The following is a 19,806-nucleotide window of genomic DNA, read 5'->3' on the forward strand; positions in this document are numbered from 1 at the left end:
AATCTACCCTGCTTGAACACGGATTACCCATATAGTGAAGAAAAGTTGCTGCAACAGGTAGCGCAAAGCGATGCCCGTGCGTTTGAGCAGCTGTTTCATCTCTATAAACAGCGTGTTTACCAGGTAGCGCTGCAAATGGTAAAGCTGGCCCAGCCGGCAGAAGAAGTAGTGCAGGAGGTGTTTATCAGCCTGTGGCACCACAGGCAGGAGCTGGGCGGGATTCAATCTGTTACTGCCTATCTTTTCCGTATCACCCGTAACAAAGCCATAGATCAGTTACGCAAACAAACGGCCGATGCCCGTATGAAACAGGCTATGTGGCTGGAAATAAGCGAAAAGGAAATGGTGTTTCCCGAGCCGCCTGCTGCCGAATTACAGCAGTTGATTAACGAAGTAATAGATACCCTGCCGCCCAAGCGCAAAGAAATATTCCTGCTCAGCCGCAATCACGATCTTACCTACAAGGAAATAGCAGATAAAACCAACACCTCTATCAACACGGTAAAAACGCATTTACTACTGGCGGTGCGTGAAATTAAAGCCTACCTGGGTCGTCATAACTATACCTGTCCCATTCTCATAGCCATTACCCTGGCCGCCTGAAAAAATATTTTATAAAGGCTTCACCCTTCCTTTTCTTTCATCCGTCATTTATATAACCATTACACAAAACAGGTATGCAAACGCACATTTCTCATCCACAGGCAGCTGAATTATGGCAGAAATATCTGCAGAATTCCTGTACACAGGAAGAGATGGATGTATTGTTTGCTTACATACAAAACCACCCGGCCTTTCCGGAAGAGGAGACGGTGGCAGAAGAAGCTTTATGGCAAACCTGGCAGCAGCCGGATGTACCTGACAGGCCACAGCCGCAATGGGATCATGTATATGCCACCATTAGCAGCGCCACGCAACCTGCACCGGTAAAGCGTGTGCTATGGCGTTACAGTGCAGCAGCAGCGGCGGTAACGTTGATGGCTTTTACCGGCTGGTGGGCATGGCAGCAAAGTACTAAACGTGTTCAGGCACCGCTGGGGCATGCACCTGCTGTTATCAGCAAACCGTTGCCGCAGGATACCACGTATTTACCCGATGGCACCCGGGTGATTATTAAAAACAGCGCCACCACCTTATCCACGCGTTATACAACTAACGCCCGGATAGTAACCCTTAACGGGGAAGCCTGGTTTGATGTAAAACCTATGGCAGATGCGCCTTTTATAGTGAAAACAGGAGCCGTGACCATACAGGCATTGGGTACCGCTTTTCTTGTTTCGGCCCTGCCCGATAAAGAAGTAACGGTAAAAGTTACCAATGGTAAAGTGCAGGTAATGAATAACCGTACCGTAGTGGGTATATTAAATGCTGCCGAAGCACTGGTGGTGAACAGCCACCATGCACCGGTAACGATAGAGCGTAATATTGATACGGCTGCTGTAATTGCGCCGCCACAGGAAATTGAATGGCGATGGAACAACAGCACATTGGAAGAGGTAATAGCCTGGTTAAACCAGCATTACCAGGTAACCATCACCCTGCAGGGCACACAACTGCAACACACTTTGTTTACAGCCAGCTTTACCAACCCGGTTACGCTGGACGATATATTACTGGTTTTACAAAAACTCTATAATGTAAAGGTTACTCCCACTGGGGCTAACACTTATACACTTACCTACTGAAATTACGCCGGACGTAAACTATAACCCCCAAAGAGAAATAGTATGACAACTGCTATTAAAAAGCTGGTGCTTCTATGGGCATTCGTATGCCTGTATGTGATAACGATGGCGCAACACGCCGGGCCCGCTATTGTGTTGGAACTGAAAAATGAATCGCTGGAAACAGCTTTTAAACGGATAGAACAGCAGTGTGGTTTTCGTTTTGCCTATCGCAAAGAAACTGTGGCGGCTTATCAGCATATTACCCTGCCCAAAGCCACACGCAGCCTGGCCGAAACATTAGACGCCATTAAGGCGGCTACACAGTTGCAATGGGAAATGGTAAAGAATACCATTGTAATTACCCCTGCCACGCCTAAAGCGCCGGTGAATGCTACACCTCTAGCAGAACGCGATGCCTGGGTGATGCGGGTGATTACCGGTGTGGTAAAAGATGGTCGTGGCAAGCCTATTGCCTTTGCCAACGTAGTCAACCCCGAAACACAAACAGGCGTTTCTACCAACAGCCTGGGCGGTTTCCGGCTGGAGCTGTTATTACCATCTGCTACCAACACGGCTACTATTGTAGTAAGTTATGTAGATAAGCAGGAAGAAAAACAGGAAGTGAAGTTACAGGCGTCCCCTGCGTTTGCCAATGTGGTGATGCAGGATTTGAATTTAAGCCTGAAAGAAGTACAGGTAACAGGTATGCGGGAAGCTTCTGCTGCATCTAACTCTTCTGTGGTATTTGGCAGGCAGGCTATTGAGCAGACGCAGCCTACTTCTATAGCCGATGTGCTGCAGTATTTGCCAGGGCAAACTATTATGGCCCCTGACATGCAAAATGCCCGGAGCATTAACCTGCGCAGCAACTTTATAGAAAACAGGCTTTCGGGCAGCCAAAGCTTTATTAATAATGCAGCATTAGGTACCTCTATTATTATGGATGGATCGCCCATATCCAATAACGCCAATATGCAAATGCTGAACCTGGGTAAGTATAATATTACGGGAGCGTTGCTGAACGGCACCATTAAAACAGGTACTACCAATGATACCTATGTGGCTGATTATGCAGGCACAGGGCTTGACCTGCGTCAGATACCGGCAGGCAATATTGAAAGTATTGAAGTGGTAAGTGGAGTGGCTTCTGCGCGTTATGGCGACCTTACTGACGGGGCTGTTATTGTTAACAGGCAGGCAGGTGCCACTCCTTTTAGTGTTAGCAGTTCTTTCCGGGAAGGCATGAGCCAGTTTCAGCTGCAAAAAGGTTTTAACCTGAGTAAACGAATGGGGTCGCTGAACGTGAGCGCTGATTATAACTATTCCAACAACGATCCGCGCGATAATACCAAAAGTTATAACAGGATTAATACCGGGCTGATATGGACCAGTTATGTAGATAAACATCGCAGGTGGAAACAAACGCTTTCGTTTAATTACACCAAAAGCCTGGATAAAACCAAAGTAGATCCGGATGATAAGAATTATAGTCGTTCCCGTTTTAACTATAGCAGTATAGCTATCGGTGGCCGTGGCGATATACGGTTCAACAGTAAATACAGTAAAAACCTTACCTATAGTTTCCGCTATAGCCAGGCCAATCAAACCAGCTTAAGAGAGCAGTTTGTAAACACGGCCTCCGTGCTGTATGTGAACAATGCCACTACTTCGGGTGTGCATGAAGGGGAGGTGGTGCCTGCCTATAACTACATTTATAAACAGGAAATACTGGGTAAGCCTGTCAGCTTTTTTGGTACGGTAGAAAATAATCTTACTGCCCGTACCGGTAAGGTTTTACATCAGTTGATGGTGGGTGTTTCCGCTTTTTACGATGCTAATAAAGGGGATGGCTGGCAATACGATTATCGTAAACCTCCCATATCTTCTGCAGCGGGGTTAGGCGGGTTTAAAACCGATCGTCCTTACACTTACCGCGAAACGGTACCTGCCAGCTTTAACTGGAGTGCTTTTGTGGAAGACCGTATTAATACCAGCCGTTTAAAAATTCCCCTGGATTTGCGTGCAGGTTTGCGTTACGACAGGCAAAACTCTTTTAACCTGTTAAGCCCGCGTATAAGCGCCAACTATACGCTGAGTCGTCGCTTTACTTTAAATGCAGCTTATGGTATTGCCACAAAAGCGCCTGCATTATCTTTTATCAATCCCGGGCCTACTTACTTTGATTACCCACTTATTAAAGCGTTTAATAGTATCAATGGCGATAACAGCTTATACCTGGCTTATACCGATGTGGTATACCAGCGTAACATGCAGCTGAAGCCAGCCAGTACCAATAATTATGAAGTGGGAGCTACCTATAAAACCAAAATGGTAGATGTATCTGTGTCTATGTTTGTGAAAAAACAGCACAACGGCTTTACCAGTCAAACCACACCACGTCCTACAGTAGTGCCCGTATATGATACCCTGCCACGGGCTAACATGTCTGATAAATGGAGCTATTACGATACCGGAAGAGATACTGTGTATCAGGGCTTTTATGCCAAGCCGGTAAATGGGCTTGCTTCTACTACCAAAGGCATAGAAGTAATGATCAATACCCGTAAAATCAAAGCTATACAAACCTCTTTCTTTTTTGCTACATCGTACTACAGGGGCACTTATAACGATGCTACCATGGATGTGATTATGCCCGCCAATAATAACGTAACCAAAACAGCCTTGTATGGTGTGTACAATAATGATATAGCTACGGGCGAAGTGTTGAAAAGTACTTTACAAACCACGCATCACTTTCCGGCGCTGGGTTTTATCCTCAATTTCACTTCCGAATTTTTCTGGTTGAAGAAAAGTTGGACTAATTCCGGTGATAATATGAACCCGGTGGGTTATTACGATAAAAACCTGGAATACCACACTATTGACCCTAAAGAAGTAGCAGGTGATGCCTATTCACACCTGATTAAAGTAAGGTCGGCCACTAACGAAAAGAAGTCCCCTTTCTATACCAACTTTCATATGCGTTTAAGTAAGGAAATAGGTGCATTGCGCATTTCATTTAATGCCTACAATGTGTTCAATATCCGGCCGGAATGGACAGATAATTCTGTTACCAACAGCCCAACCGTAACTCAATTAAACGAAGCGCCTTCGTATGGTGCTGAACTCACTTTTAAATTTTAAGCAATGCCGGCAATAACTATAAAGTCATATATTCTGTTTAGTGCTGTTTGCCTGGCGGTGGCAGCAGGTGTATCCTGTAAAAAGGATATGAACAACTGGAACCCGGATATCGTGCAGGAGGGGTTAACGGTTACCATCAGTTATGCTGATACCAGTTACAACAGCAGTTTACCTAAAAATAACTTTCCGGTGATCATTACCAGTGAACGTTCTTCTGTAAGTGACACCTTATACACAGATGTAAATGGCTTAGTACATTTTACCCCGGTGGAAAGAGGGAAGTACATTGTAACCACTTACCGCAAATTCAGCGATGAAGAAATGCTGGCTTATACCGGCATTGCCAAAATAAGCGCCTTTAACGGTAGCGCCAGCAGCGTGGCTGTAGGGGAAGGAGGGGCTTCGGTGGAATTATCACTGATAGCAGGCGACTTTGGATCATTGGTGTTTAAGCAGTTGTATTACGCCGGCAGTGGCTCGCAGGGGGCGTTGCAAAGAGATCAGTTTGTAGAGATCTATAATAACTCTGCTGATACTATTTATGCAGATAGTTTATACTTTGGCACAGTGCAGGGTATTAACAGTACCTACGATGATTTAAATCCTGCCACCACCACCTACATCACATCCGATACCAGGCAGTACAACTGGTCTAAATCGCTGGTGCCAGCCGGAATGCCGGCTCATCCGTCAGACGCCAATACTTCGTACCTGTATGCAGGCAACCTGTTTCGTATACCGGGTAATGGCACTACTTATCCTATCGCGCCTGGTAATAGTATTATAATAGCTGCTTCTGCCTTAAATCATAAAGCGCCTTATACGGCCGCCAATGGCAGTGGGGTAACTGTAGTAAATCCCGATTTAACGGTAGATTTAAGCGGAGCCGATTTTGAAGTATATCTCCGGGGTGTTATTACTACACCTTCTCCTACAGATGTAGACAATCCTGCGCCTAACCTGGTGATGATTAAAGTAACAGGAACAGAGTTAACCCTAAGCTTACAGCGTAACGGTTTCTTTATTTTCAAAACCACAGAAGATGTTGCTGCATGGCCTTCTTACCCGTCGCCCAACGTAAGTAATGTAACTGCCAGCACTGCACTTTTTAAAAGAGTACCTAAAAAGTACATTATTGATGCAGTAGAAACCCAATATACTACCAACACAACCATCACTTCCAGCGACCTGGTACCTGCTAAACTAAGCAGTGAACTGGATGCAGGCTACGGTTATTGTATTGGCTCCAATAACTCACAGGTATTAATGCGCAAAACAGATAGCACTACAGTGGATGGCAGGCGCATACTGGTGGATACCAATAATTCATCCAACGATTTTGAAAGACGTACACGCGCGGTGCCCCGTGGTTTTTAATCATTTTATCTGATTTATTATGCAAAAGTTTGGTTTACTGTTTTATATATTTTCTTTTACCATGGCCACTACTGCCAGGGCGCAGCACGACAGCCTGGAACAGCATTCTGTTTTGTCTTTGCAACAACAGCAGTTATACCAATGGTATAAGCAACAGTCTGCAGCATTATTGGTCAATCCTATACAGCACTATACCACGGTAGGCCTGAGCTGGCAGCAGGAAACAGGGGAGTACCGCAGGGTTCAACAGGCTGAAAAAGTACGTTCTGCTTCTTTTGCAGCAGAAGGCCTGCAAAAGGTGAAGAATATTTGGGTACAAGGCACTTTTAGTTACCAGCGTAGATGGGAAGATCGTATTCGTTATAACATGCGCCGGGATATTAATGATCTGTCGCCCTACTACTATTTTGCGCCCCGCACAGGCAATATGAATTACGAGATATATCACCTGGATGGCCAGGTGGCGGCTCCTGTATTACACCATAAATGGGTAGTGGGAGGAGGGGTAAGTTATGATGCCAGCACCAACAGCCGCACTATTGATCCACGACCGGTTGGCAGGTATTTTAACTTGGATGGCAAAGCAAGTGTGAGTTATTATATTACCCCTAAACAGTTTATCTCTATAGAGCCGCGTTTTGGTTATAGCAGGGAAATGGTATCCTATTTCAATAAAAATACCGATTCCGCCAGCACTGCCGCTTACCAGGTATACCGTGCCGAAGGACTGGTGGAAGTGTCCAGCAGTTCTGAAACAAAAAGTGAAATGCAGCAATGGCGCTATTTTCATGGTATCAATGCCGGGTATTACCTGAATACCATTGCCGCCGGCTACTGGTGGGCACGTTATCAATACCTGCAAACCAATGAAAAAACGTTTTATCGTAACTACAATCCATTGGTAATGGCTCTATACAGTACCATGCATTATTACCAGAACCAAGTGGCAGCTGGCTGGTACAAAACTTTCCGCAGGGTTACTACCAGTGCATCGTGGAGCACACAGGTGATAAAAGCTTCTGATTTCAATACCTACCTGGATGGCAGCAATTTTACGTTGTATAACATACAGCACACCGCCACCGCCATGTTAAGCCTGAATAGTAACAACAGGCCGGTGCATGAGTGGGGGCTTAGCTGGCAAAGCAGGCAGCAGCAGCAAAAAGATGGTAACCACACCGCCAAAGCCGATTATAAAAGAAACCTGTATGCATTACAATACCGCTGGAATATATATGGTAAGAAAAACATAGTACAGGTAACGGCCAATGGAGGTTTGAGTGTGAACAATAATAGCAGTTTACAGTTATCCACCGCCAGCAAAGAAAACCTGTTTGTAAAAGCCGTAGTATATCCCGATGCGCAATATGCCAGCACCAGCAACTGGCAGGGAGGGTTGAAGCTGGCTTATATTCAAAACGCTACTGCTACGCTAAGATGGGCTATAGAAGGGGGGATGCAATACCAGCGCAGTTACCAGCAGGATCTGTTCTATACCACCAGTGGCTTTACACCCGGTAAAGACCGTGTGGCCTGGACAGCGGGGCTACGTTTTTTCCTATAACCCTTTATTTAAAATTGATAGTTGATGATACGTGTTATTTCTTTTTTACTGATAGTTATTATTGGTTTTAGCATTTTTTCCTTTAAACCCACTAAAACATATTTTTCCTTTGAAGACAGTTTACGCCTGCTATACAGCAGGCCGGCTGCTCAATGGCCAATACCCAATGTAGATGCCGGAGTGCCCTGGCGCGAGCTGGGGCAGTTGCCGGTTCCGCCGGCACAATACAACGATACTTTACGTCCCATAGCAGAGCTTGGGAAATTGTTGTTTTTTGACGGCAGGTTAAGTGTCAGCAACCAGATAGCCTGTGCCAGCTGCCATGTGCCTGAATTGAACTGGACAGATGGACGGGCCCAGGCAGTGGGGCATAACCGCACCCTTAATAAACGCAACACACCCACTATTGAAAACGTATGGGCACAAAACCAGTTGTTTTGGGATGGGCGTGCCCACACGCTGGAAGAACAGATTACCGGGCCCATCACCAGCCATACCGAAATGAACCAGGATATGACGTTACTGCCCGGAAAGCTACAGACCGTAAAAGGATATGTGTCCTTGTTTAAAACGGCGTATGGCGATACGGCTATTACCAGTGAGCGTATTGTACATGCGCTGGCGGTGTTTCAACGTACGGTAACCAGCACTCGCAGCCGGTTTGACCGGTTTCTGGCAGGCAGCAGTGAGGCCCTGAGCGACCAGGAGTTGCGCGGCTTGCATTTGTACCGTACCAAGGCCAATTGTATGAACTGTCATTACGGGCCTTTGTTTACAGATAACGATTTTCACAATATCGGGTTGAGTTATATGAACCGCCCGTTTGAAGATCTGGGCCGGTATAACATCACCCAAAACACGGCGGATCTGGGGAAATTCAAAACTCCATCGTTGCGTAATGTGATGCGCACCCGTCCCTGGATGCACCATGGCTTGTTTGATGATATGGAAGGCCTGATTGCCTTTTACAACAACGCCAACCCGCAGGGCGTGCGTAAAGACAGTGTGCGCAACCTGCCGGTACCGGTGCCGGATGCGCATTTGCATAAATTACAGCTTTCCAAAACCGAAATGAAGGATATAGCAGCCTTTATGGAAGCTATTACAGCGGCGCCCAACGTTATCAGAGAACCCAAACTGCCTGAATAACAGGGAGATTTTGCTTCTCTAACCAGATTTTAATGTCACAACGCTTTCAAATAGGGGTAATACCCCTATTTTCGTAATAACATGTTTTCATTGTTGTCTGCTCCCCCGGATAATCTTAAAAACAGATTGAAATGACGGATGTTGAGTCCATTATAGGGAAGCCCATTACAAGTCCATTAGAAGAAGAAGGTAAGCAGCGTTGGCACATTGTGCGCCTGATATGCGGCTTCACCAGTGTATTGGTGGTATTATACGGATTGCTGTTTTTTATGGTAAGCCGTGAGCTGCTGATACTGGTGCCTGCCTTTATATTTTGCGTTATGTTCCTGGGAGTGATGCGCCTTACTGCGCGGGAAAACTACAGGCTTACCGGCTTTTTGCTGCAACTGGTGTTTTGCAGTGTGATGATCTACTACGGCATTGTGCTGGGTAATACGGCACAGGTGCAATACCTGAGTATTTTTATGATCAGCATATCGGCCCTGTTGTTCAGGCCCGATGATAAGCGTTTTATTTATGCCAGTGCCCTGCTGCCGGTTATTTGCCTGGGCATGCTGGAACTGAACTATAACCTGGGTTGGTTTCCGAGTGTTGTATTTACGTATCGCCAGGACCAGGTGTTTCGCTGGCTGATTTTGTTTGTAGTAATCCTGCTGAACTTTTTGCTGTTAAGTCTGCACCAGACCAAGCTGGTGGGGCTGCTGCGTAAATCGCGCGAGCTGTATTTTCAATTGAACATTACCAATCAGCAGTTACGTTTGCAGGCCGAGCAGTTAGAACACCAGGTGCTGTTACGTACCGAAGAGCTGAACCGCCTGGTACAACAACTACAGGGAGCCAACCGTCTTAAAACGGCCTTCCTGCAGGAAAATAACCACGAAGTAAGAAATCCCGTCAACAGTATATTGGGTTTTACCGACCGTTTAATCCGGCATAAACGCAAGCCTTTCATCAGCGAACAGGAAGAACTGGAATTGCTGGAATGTATTTACAGCAGCAGCCAGCACCTGCGCAATATTGTAAGCAATGTGCTGGACTATTCCCGTTTGGAAGCCGGCAAAGACATACGGCTGAGCTACGAAACCTTTCCCTGTAAAGAGTGGCTGGAGCAATCTGTATTTGTATACGAGGTAATGGCCCGGGAGCGCAAGGTGAAAATACACCGCCGCATTGACGATTCTTTACCCGACCTTATTACCACGGATAAAACCCGGTTAACACAAATTTTGTTTAACCTGGTGGGCAATGCCATGAAGTTTACCCCACGTCATAAAAACATATACATCCATTGCTGGCAGGAAGAAGGATGGTTTATGATTAAAATACGCGACGAAGGGGTGGGGATAGCCGCGAAAAACCTGGAATCGATCTTTAACGATTACGAAACCAACGATTATGCCGGTGGTGTTGGGCTGGGATTGGGTATTGTAAAAAAGCTTACCCAATTGTTAAACGGCCAGGTGGAAGTAAGTAGTGTGGAAGGAGAGGGTAGCATGTTTAAAATAAGCATTCCCATGAACCAGCGGGCTCCGGAATAAGCCGGTTGGCATAGTCTGTTGTTTGCCCCCCTGTTAGCTGCCGATATTAATGCCGCTATTTCAGATTTTCCCCTACATTTGAATTGTATAAGCGCTTATATAATTCAATGAATTTATATCAATCATTAGGGTTCCTGGTTTTTGGCAGCCGCCTGAAACGCCTGAGCGACACGTTCCTCAGCGATGTCAACCGTATTTACAAAGCCCATGATATTGCTTTTGACGCCGCCTGGTTTCCGGTGTTTTACATTCTTTCGCAGGAAGATGCTGTTACCATCAGCTCTATTGCCACACAGCTGGAAGTAACCCACAGTGCTGCCAGCCAGCTCGTTAGCAACTTACAGGAAAAAGGACTGGTAAAAGCCGGTACCAACGCCGAAGACGCCCGCAAAAAAGTAGTGAGCTTTACGCCCAAAGGCAAAAAAATACTGGACCAGGTGCTGCCGGTGTGGACTGCTTTGCAAACAGCTATGGAACAGCTGGTGGCAGAGGGGCCTAACAGTGCCCATATGTTACAGGCCATCAGTGAAATGGAAGCGGGTTTGGCCCGCGAGCCTTTACTATCCCGCATCGAAAACAATTTATAATTCTTTAATACCCCCTTATAACATGAACACATTTGAATACGGAGCAGAATCCCTTACAGTAAGCAAAGTGCTGGCCATTGCAGCCGGAACTTTACAGGGTGTGCTCAGTGATGCCAGCCGCAGTAAAATAAAAACCAGCGAAGCGCATGTGCAGCAGATTGTAGACGAAAACATTACTGTATATGGTATTAACACCGGCTTTGGCATATTGGCCAACACCAGCATCAGTGCAGAAGATACGCTTACGTTACAGTACAAAATACTGCAAAGCCATAGCGTAGGCGTAGGCAATCCTATACCCGCCGAGGTGGCTAAAATAATGCTGATTACCAAGGTGCAGGCGTTAGCCCAGGGCTTTTCGGGAGCACAGCTTACCACCCTGGAACGCCTGATATGGCATATTGATAATGATGTAATACCGGTAGTGCCGGAAAAAGGAAGCGTAGGTGCATCGGGCGATCTGGCGCCGCTGGCTCATTTATGCCTGCCCCTTATTGGATTGGGCGAAGTGATCTGGCAGGGGAAAACCTATGCTACACGGGATGTATTGCAACAGTTTCAGCTGCAACCTATACAGCTGGGGCCTAAAGAAGGGCTGGCGCTGATTAACGGCACCCAGTTTATATTATCGTTTGCGGTAAAAGCAGTGCAGCGTATGCACTATTGCCTGGAAGCTGCGGATATTATAGGTGCTATGAGCCTGGAGGCTTTAACGGGTACCAAATCGCCTTTTGATGAAAGGCTGCATCAGCTGCGCCCCTTTACCGGTAACCAGCTGGTAGCACAAAGGCTGCGTACTATACTGGATGATAGCGACATTATGCAAAGCCATATAGATTGTGGCCGTGTGCAGGATCCTTATTCCTTACGTTGCATGCCGCAGGTGCATGGCGCCAGCCGCACCGCATGGCTGCATCTGAAACAGCTTACCCAGGTAGAGCTGAATGCGGTAACAGATAACCCTATTATCTTCTCGGCCAACGATACTATCAGCGGGGGCAACTTCCACGGTCAGCCGCTGGCGTTGCCTTTAGACTATTGCTGTTTTGCCGCAGCCGAAGCGGGTAATATCAGCGACCGTCGCAGTTACCTGTTGCTGGAAGGCAAATGGGGCCTGCCTGTATTGCTGATGAACAACGTGGGGCTGAACAGTGGCTTTATGATTCCGCAGTATACTACCGCCGCCCTGGTAACAGAAAACAAAACTTTATGTTTCCCCGCCAGCGCCGATAGCATACCAACCTCGCTGGGGCAGGAAGACCATGTGAGTATGGGCAGCATCAGTGGCCGTAAGTTGAACACCGTACTGGATAACCTGGAATATATACTGGCTATTGAATTAATGAGCGCCTGCCAGGCCATTGAATTCCGCCGTCCGTTAAAAAGCAGTGCCATACTGGAAGCGGCCCACAGCTATGTGCGCAGCTTTGTATCGTTTGCCGAGGAAGACCGCATATTCGCTGTGGACATCAATAAAATCCGCGGTATGATCAGCGATTTCTCCTTAGTGCAACATGTGGATGGCTGGGCAAAACAGCAAGGCATTGCACTGAATGGCAACTATCCCGAATTTCAATTATAAATGACCACAACCAAACAATTATGAGCAATACTGTCACCTACAAAAACTACGATGTAGAAAAATATAAAACGCCTACCGGCAGCCATCTTACCTGTAAAGGCTGGGTACAGGAAGCGGCTTTGCGTATGCTGCTGAATAACCTGAACCCTGAAGTGGCTGAACGTCCGGACGATTTGATCGTATACGGCGGCCGTGGTAAAGCAGCCCGCAATTTTGAAGCGCTGGATAACATTATTGCCAGTCTTAAAAAACTGGAAAGTAATCAAACCCTGCTTATCCAAAGTGGTAAGCCCGTGGGCATATTACAAACCCATACGGATGCGCCACGTGTGTTGCTCAGCAACTCGCAACTGGTTCCTAACTGGGCTAACTGGCAACATTTTGACGAACTGGAGCGCAAGGGGCTGATGATGTACGGACAAATGACCGCGGGCTCGTGGATTTACATCGGCTCGCAAGGCATTGTGCAAGGCACTTACGAAACCTTTGCCGCAGTAGCCCGTAAACATTTTAACGGTACCCTCAAAGGCACCCTGAGTGTAACCGCCGGTTTAGGTGGTATGGGCGGTGCTCAACCTTTGTCGGTTACGATGAATGAAGGGGTATGCCTGGTGGCGGAAGTAGAAGAGTGGCGGATTGATAAGCGTTTGGAAACCAAATACCTGGATGTCAAATACACCAATATAGATGAAGCCATAGATGCAGCAGTAGCGGCGAAGGCCGCTGGCAAAGCGTTAAGCATAGGAGTGTTGTGTAATGCTGTGCACCTGTTGCAGCGCCTGATAGAGCGCAATATTGCCATAGATACCCTTACCGATCAAACCAGCGCGCACGATCCGCTGATAGGTTATATACCGCATACACTTACCAACCAGCAGGCCAATGAACTGCGCACAAAGGATAAAGAACAATACCTGGCGCTGGCTTATGATAGCATGAAGCTGCATGTAGAGCTGATGCTGGCGTTGCAGGCCAAAGGTGCTGTCACGTTTGATTACGGCAACAACCTGCGTGCCCGTGCTAAAGAGCATGGTTTGCAGAACGCCTTCGATTTTCCGGGCTTTGTTCCGGCCTATATACGCCCGTTGTTCTGCGAAGGAAAAGGGCCTTTCCGCTGGGCAGCGCTCAGTGGCGACCCGGCTGATATTGCCGTAACGGATGAGCTGATTGCCAACCTGTTTCCCGAAAATGAGAGCCTGCAACGCTGGTTAAAACTGGCCAAAGAGCGTATTGCCTTCCAGGGATTACCTGCCCGCATTTGCTGGCTGGGACAGGGTGAACGTGAAAAAGCCGGGCTGGCTTTTAACGAACTGGTACGCACCGGCAAGGTAAAAGCCCCGATTGTAATAGGACGCGACCATCTTGATACCGGCTCTGTAGCTTCACCCAACCGCGAAACAGAAGCCATGCAGGATGGCAGTGATGCGGTAGCCGACTGGCCTATACTCAACGCCCTGGTAAACACAGCCGGTGGTGCCAGCTGGGTAAGTTTACACCACGGTGGTGGCGTAGGCATGGGCTATAGTATACATGCAGGCATGGTAATAGTGGCTGATGGTACGGAGGAAGCGGCAGCACGTTTGTCAAGAGTATTACGTAACGATCCCGGGATGGGGGTAATACGTCATGCGGATGCGGGGTATGATGTTGCTATTGACACAGCTAAAAAGCATAACCTTACTTTGTAGAACCTATACAATAAAGCATTAAAAAAGGTCGTGTTCTGAATTGTATAGAACACGACCTTTTTTAATGTGTTTATAGCCTAGTTCTCCGATTGTTCGCCCTGTTGTATCCAGATGTATCCCTGGTCATTCCAATAAATAATGCCGCCTGCTGCTACAGCGTCATCTTCGACTCTTTCCACCAATATGCCGGGCCGGTACAATTTCACTTCACGGCTACCTATTTTGTCACCGCTTTCTTTTTCAAGCAGAGATTCTGTAGCCTTCTTTTTAGTGTATAGTTTCCAGCGGCTGGCCCATTTAAAATCATCATCGCCCTCACCAAATGCTGAGCCTGCTCCAAAAACAAAAGTGTCGAACGTGTTGCCATGTATCAGCAGAATGCCTTTTTTCTGGCTGCTTCTTTCTATTACCAGCACGGCAACATCTGGTATACTATCACCATTGAAATCGCTTACTATATAAGCCGGTACCAGGAAACTGGCTGGGCCATACTTTTTATCCAGCCCTTTACTTTTAAATACTTCCGGAAACCAGGAAGGCATAGTACGGGTTTGGCTCTTTACCTCTGCCAATAATAATATGCAGCAAGTGAACAGTAAAATTTGTTTCATCAGTAAGCCCGGACAGGGTTGTTTGAGACATAAATATACGGGCTTACTGTGTATGATCAGTATTCGGTAAATACCTCATCCTTATAACACCACAACCACCTTTCGCCCGGCTCGCCTGAAGCAATTACCGGGTGACCTGTGGCGTGAAAATGCTGGGTCATGTGTTTGTTGGGCGAATCGTCGCAGCACAGGGTAACGCCGCAGGTCTGGCATACACGAAGGTGTACCCAGCGGCTGTTGGTTTTGGCGCATTCTTCGCACACATGTGTATGGGAAAGCGTAACATTGTCTATATCTATTAAATGTTCACAAAGGCTCATAACAGGTTTATTTTACTTCTGCCAAATATTTATGTACAAAACTGATAGCCATGGAGCCTTCGCCCACAGCTGCAGCCACGCGGTTCATAGCGGTGGCGCGCACATCTCCCGCGGCAAAGATGCCGGGACAGCTGGTTTCCAGTAAATAGGGATCTCTTTCTTCCTTCCAGATGCTGGTAAACTGCGCATAGTTTTTTAGCTCACGGCCGGTTTCAATAAAGCCCTTTTCATCTTTGATTATATTCAGTTCCAGCCAGTCGGTAAAAGGCTTGGCCCCGATGAAAATATATAATGCGGCGGCTTGTTCGGTGGTGGAAGCGCCGGTTTTTATATTATGAATAACCAGTTGCTCCAGGCGGTCGCTGCCTTTGGCTTCTGTTACTTCAGTGAAGGGTCTGACGGTGATGTTGGGAGTGCCCTGTATCTGTTCAATCAGGTAGGCCGACATGGTGGATGTAAGATCTTCCCGGCGTATTAATATGTTCACTTCTTTGGCAAAGCGCGACAGGTACATCGCTGCCTGGCCGGCGGAATTGCCGCCGCCTACCACGTATACATGTTTGTCGGTACAGGCGGTAGCTTCTGTCATAGCAGCACCATAATACACACCTGCACCGGTAAAATCAGCACAACCTTTGGTGTCCAGTGTGCGGTAATCAACCCCGGTGGTAATGATCACGCTACGGGTATTCACCGAGGTTCCATCTTCCAGCAATATCTGGTTATAGCCATTTTGCCGTTGAATGGATTGTACACTTTGCGGGGTAATAAACTCCGTGCCCAGGCGGGTAGCCTGTGCAATGGCCCGGCGGGTAAGTTCTGCACCGCTTAATCCCGAAGGAAAGCCCAGGTAGTTTTCTATACGTGAACTGGTGCCGGCTTGTCCGCCAGGTGCTTTCCGTTCTATCAGCAATGTTTTTAATCCTTCTGATGAGCCATACACGCCTGCCGCCAAACCAGCCGGACCTGCGCCAATGATCACCACATCATACATATCATGCTGCACGCGTGGGTTTAAGCCTACTTTACCGGCCAGTTCCAGGATGGAAGGGTTGGTCAAAAAGGTGCCGTCTTCCAGGAATACTACGGGAAGGTGATTATTATCGATATTGTTGAGCGTTAATAAATGACAGGCCGGTTCTGTGTTGCGCACATCCATCCACTGGTAGGGGATCAAGTTGCCGGCCAGGAATTCCTTAATAGCGTGTGAGCGCTGCGAAAACTGGTAACCTATCACCTTTATCCCTTTAAACTCTACTTTGTAGTTCTGCTGCCAGTCGCCCAGCAGATCGTCCAGCACGGGGTAAAGCTTTTCCTCAGGTGGGTCCCAGGGCTTTACCAGGTAATAATCCAGCTGTATGGTATTAATGGCTTTAATAGCGGCATCTGTGTCAGAGTAAGCGGTCAGCAGCACGCGTTTGGCGTCCGGATAAAACTGCATGGCCTTTTCCAGGAAAGCAATACCATCCAGCTCGGGCATCCGTTGGTCGGATATAAACATGGCAACAGTTTCGCTTTTGTTCTTTAACTCCAGCAAGCTGTCCAATGCTTCCTTTACCAGGGTGGTGCCAATGATACGGTACTGTTCGCGGTACCTGGTTTTTAAATCACGCACAATAGCCCGCAGCACCTGCGGATCGTCATCAACACATAGGATAATGGGTAAATTCATCTGTAGCCCTCTTTATAAGTTTATATGATAACAGGCAGTAGCACGGTAAAAGTAGTGTGTTGTGGCACAGATGTTACTTTTACAAGGCCTTTATGCTGTTTCACAATGTTGTTTACAATATCCAGTCCCAGGCCGGTGCCTTTGCCAATGTCTTTGGTGGTGAAAAACGGTTCAAATAACCGGTCCATAACATCCGCAGGTATGCCGGGCCCATTATCGGTAATGGTTACTTTGGCATAACCCTCTTCCAAACCTGTAGTTATTTCCAGCACACCTTTACCGTTGGCTTCCATAGCGTCCAGGGCATTGTCAATCAGGTTGGTCCATACCTGGTTTACTTCACTTACCACCACCGGAATCAGGGGCAGTTGGGCATCAAAGTTTTTTATCAGCTGCACATTACCCTGCCGTAGTTTATAACCCAATATCACCAGGGTATTGTCAATGCCTTCGTGCAGATTGGTGAACTGCCGCGCAGTACCCTGATCCATATGCGTAAAGGTTTTCACCGAGCCTACCAGCTGGGCAATGCGGCGGGAAGCTTCTTCAATATCGGCCACCAGCTTTTCGGTTACCAGGTTTTTATGCAACCAGTTAAAAATGGCCGAACGGTAATGTTCCGGGATATCAGAAGCAAGCGCATCCAGGCTTTGTACGGTAAAGTCGAAATCGGCAAAACATTCTGCCAGGGCCATGCTGTTGTGAATGTTGTGTGCGTCCAGCCAGTCGGTTAATTCATCTTCCCGGCTGCTTTTTTGCAATAGTGATAAAGGGGCGGATGGTGTCTGTTGTAAGATGGCCAGCAGTTTTTCTTTTACCAGCGCTACCTCGGCAGGCTGCATGCACATAGAGGCGATTTCTTCAAAGCCGGATGGCAACAGTTGCAGGTGTTTTTTTAGCGAAGAAGCACCCCTTACTACCGCGGCAGCGGGGTTGTTTAATTCATGGGCCAGCCCGGCGCTAAGCTTTCCTAAAGCCACCATTTTTTCATTCTGCCGCAGAAAGGAAGTAAAGTCCCGCACACGTGAAGTCATTACATGCACCAGCGCTTCTGTCAGTTCAAAATGGCGGCTTAATTCCTGTATGTTGCCAACAGGAAAGCACAGGTACCGTACAGGGGTAATGGCTAGTCCGTTCAGGTTGGCAATTTTACCACGTGAGTAAGGCAGATAGCCGCTGATGGTGTTGGCTTCTAAAATGGCCAGCTCTGTTACCTGGTTCACCTGTTGGTTATATAACCTTACGCGGCCTTCCAGTATAATATTTGTGCCCTTATGCGCAACGCCCTGTTTCACCAGGAAATCGCCGGCAGCCAGCTCCAGTATATCGCTGTTGTCAATAAGCCATTGCAACTGCACGGCAGGTACATCCTGCAAAGCCTCTATCGATTGCAGCCATTGGACAGTTACAGTGGACATGTGATAAGGTGTTAGATATTAAAGGTAAGCGATAATTATAAGCAAAATATGCTAGCCTTATCCCTGCAGGTTACTATATGTATAACAAATGGCAGTATTGGTACAGTTATCGTAAATAACCGTGCTGTAGTAATGGTATAGCTGCTTCTACTTTGATAGGGTCGAGAAAGGAAAACGGTTTAAACAGCAGGCAAAACAGGGGCGCGCCAATTTAATATTAATGTATATATTTAAACAGTAAGCATTTTACCTACTTCGCGAAAGGATTGAAATTTCATATGCGTTATCATGCGCGACTGAAACCATTTGTCCAGGGTGTTAAAGTATGCTTTGATATCCTCGTATTCGTATACTGTTTGGAATTCATAGCGCAGCATTTCCAGTTCTTTTTTGCGGATAATACCCATTTGGTAAAGCTGGCTGATATAGGAAAGCAGGCCCAATAACTTATCCAGTTTCTGTTCATCTTCCGAACAATGAAACGATTTTAACGAGTAGCGGAATTTGCCATATTCAATTTTATAATAGATTTCCTGCATATCGGCATCCTGGTAAAACTTGTTACACAGTTGTAACATCAGGTCGACCCGTTTTTGCTTATTGGAAATATATAATTGACGAAATGCAGCTAAGATACCCGTACTGGCTACAGCCAGTAGAATAAGGTTAAAAATGTCTGAGGTGTTTGTATGTATACTCAATGTGTTGCTACTAGAGTGACGAAGATAATTGAAGCACCTAATGCAAATAATCCCTGTTTTCCGTTATTTAGTGCCGGGGGAGGGTAGCAACTGCAGATTCCTTATTTTCACAACCTGAAATGCAAAGCCGGTTGTGTAGCAGCCGGTTAACAATTACCTGAACTTGTTAGATGTATGAATAAGAAATCAATAGTGCTGCTGGCATTGGCCATGCTTACTGCCTGCGAAAAAACACCCGAAAACAAAGCACAAAGCCTGATAAAGCAGGATTTAAAGGCCACCCTTCAAAGCGAGGGGTACGAACCCGGAGCCTTTGGTAAACTGGATAGCAGTTTTATAATGCCCAATAAAGATGCGCTGGAAACCAATAATAAAGACCTGAAATATTATACGGAAAAAGTGGAGGAGTGTACTGCCCATTTGCGTGAGTTTTTACAGAATAAAATAAGCAGGGAGCAGGCGGATTATTATGAGAAGCTGTTGCCACTGTTGAAAGACAGTGCTAAACAGTGCATTGCCCGCCACAATGAATTATTACAGGATGCTACACCGCTTTTTTCGGGCTACCAGATGCAGCATGTATACAACAGCAGCAACACCCCACACCAGGTAGTGTATTACTTTGATTCTTCCCTTACTACTATATTAAAACACAAAGAATTAAACGGCAACCAGCTCTAATCGCGTACTTGCAAACGCTGTTGCAGGCCATTTAAACAGTACATTATCTGACTTCCTTTTTAAAAGGCGCCATCTCATTTGTTCTTGAGGTGGCTTTTGTTTGCCAA

At 46.8% G+C, this 19,806-nt stretch carries 16 protein-coding genes; 11 read left to right on the top strand and 5 right to left on the bottom strand.

The window, feature by feature from the left end; translation table 11 throughout:
* Window positions 1-12 precede the first annotated feature (12 nt).
* The 10 genes from FLA_RS11075 (at window position 13) to hutU (ending at window position 14,296) form a co-directional block, all read left to right on the top strand.
* Entirely contained in the window at window positions 13-603 is a 591-nt protein-coding gene (locus tag FLA_RS11075; protein ID WP_076380528.1) for an RNA polymerase sigma-70 factor, read from the top strand.
* Between the two features lie 74 nt (window positions 604-677).
* Window positions 678-1,685, top strand: coding sequence for a FecR family protein (locus FLA_RS11080; protein WP_076380529.1), 1,008 nt, complete (start codon window positions 678-680; stop codon window positions 1,683-1,685).
* 42 nt (window positions 1,686-1,727) lie between these two features.
* Entirely contained in the window at window positions 1,728-4,811 is a 3,084-nt protein-coding gene (locus tag FLA_RS11085; protein WP_076380530.1) for a TonB-dependent receptor, read from the top strand.
* Window positions 4,812-4,814: 3 nt separating this feature from the next.
* On the top strand, window positions 4,815-6,188 hold the full coding sequence (locus tag FLA_RS11090) for a DUF4876 domain-containing protein (protein ID WP_076380531.1): 1,374 nt from the start codon (window positions 4,815-4,817) through the stop codon (window positions 6,186-6,188).
* A gap of 19 nt (window positions 6,189-6,207) precedes the next feature.
* The gene (locus tag FLA_RS11095) at window positions 6,208-7,752 is read left to right on the top strand and encodes a DUF6850 family outer membrane beta-barrel protein (protein WP_076380532.1); all 1,545 of its coding nucleotides are present in this window, start codon (window positions 6,208-6,210) and stop codon (window positions 7,750-7,752) included.
* 24 nt (window positions 7,753-7,776) lie between these two features.
* Window positions 7,777-8,901: a cytochrome-c peroxidase gene (locus FLA_RS11100; protein WP_084206354.1), complete on the top strand. Its 1,125-nt coding sequence runs from the start codon at window positions 7,777-7,779 to the stop codon at window positions 8,899-8,901.
* Between the two features lie 131 nt (window positions 8,902-9,032).
* The gene (locus tag FLA_RS11105) at window positions 9,033-10,439 is read left to right on the top strand and encodes a sensor histidine kinase (RefSeq protein ID WP_076380533.1); all 1,407 of its coding nucleotides are present in this window, start codon (window positions 9,033-9,035) and stop codon (window positions 10,437-10,439) included.
* A 107-nt stretch (window positions 10,440-10,546) separates the two neighbouring features.
* Window positions 10,547-11,026 (top strand): MarR family winged helix-turn-helix transcriptional regulator, encoded by a 480-nt coding sequence (locus tag FLA_RS11110; protein WP_076380534.1) that lies wholly within the window; start codon window positions 10,547-10,549, stop codon window positions 11,024-11,026.
* Between the two features lie 22 nt (window positions 11,027-11,048).
* On the top strand, window positions 11,049-12,608 hold the full coding sequence (gene hutH, locus FLA_RS11115) for a histidine ammonia-lyase (protein ID WP_076380535.1): 1,560 nt from the start codon (window positions 11,049-11,051) through the stop codon (window positions 12,606-12,608).
* Window positions 12,609-12,628: 20 nt separating this feature from the next.
* The gene (hutU, locus tag FLA_RS11120; protein ID WP_076380536.1) at window positions 12,629-14,296 is read left to right on the top strand and encodes a urocanate hydratase; all 1,668 of its coding nucleotides are present in this window, start codon (window positions 12,629-12,631) and stop codon (window positions 14,294-14,296) included.
* Window positions 14,297-14,373: 77 nt separating this feature from the next.
* Here the strand turns inward: hutU and FLA_RS11125 are convergent, their stop codons facing one another.
* The 5 genes from FLA_RS11125 to FLA_RS11145 form a co-directional block, all read right to left on the bottom strand.
* Complete coding sequence (locus tag FLA_RS11125; protein WP_076380537.1) at window positions 14,374-14,907, bottom strand: hypothetical protein; 534 nt, start codon at window positions 14,905-14,907, stop codon at window positions 14,374-14,376.
* 56 nt (window positions 14,908-14,963) lie between these two features.
* Window positions 14,964-15,227 carry a UBP-type zinc finger domain-containing protein gene (locus FLA_RS11130; protein WP_076380538.1) on the bottom strand — a complete coding sequence of 88 codons (264 nt, stop codon included), beginning with the start codon at window positions 15,225-15,227 and terminating at the stop codon, window positions 14,964-14,966.
* A 7-nt stretch (window positions 15,228-15,234) separates the two neighbouring features.
* On the bottom strand, window positions 15,235-16,899 hold the full coding sequence (locus FLA_RS11135) for an FAD-dependent oxidoreductase (RefSeq protein ID WP_076380539.1): 1,665 nt from the start codon (window positions 16,897-16,899) through the stop codon (window positions 15,235-15,237).
* A 20-nt stretch (window positions 16,900-16,919) separates the two neighbouring features.
* Window positions 16,920-18,317: an ATP-binding protein gene (locus FLA_RS11140; protein WP_076380540.1), complete on the bottom strand. Its 1,398-nt coding sequence runs from the start codon at window positions 18,315-18,317 to the stop codon at window positions 16,920-16,922.
* Window positions 18,318-18,547: 230 nt separating this feature from the next.
* Window positions 18,548-18,895, bottom strand: coding sequence for a long-chain fatty acid--CoA ligase (locus FLA_RS11145; protein ID WP_144264096.1), 348 nt, complete (start codon window positions 18,893-18,895; stop codon window positions 18,548-18,550).
* 297 nt (window positions 18,896-19,192) lie between these two features.
* On the opposite strand from FLA_RS11145, the gene FLA_RS11150 reads away from it, so the two are divergent.
* On the top strand, window positions 19,193-19,699 hold the full coding sequence (locus FLA_RS11150; protein WP_076380542.1) for a hypothetical protein: 507 nt from the start codon (window positions 19,193-19,195) through the stop codon (window positions 19,697-19,699).
* The last annotated feature ends 107 nt before the right edge of the window (window positions 19,700-19,806 follow it).

Origin of the sequence: Filimonas lacunae (genome assembly GCF_002355595.1) — a bacterium.
Taxonomy (GTDB): Bacteria; Bacteroidota; Bacteroidia; order Chitinophagales; family Chitinophagaceae; genus Filimonas; species Filimonas lacunae.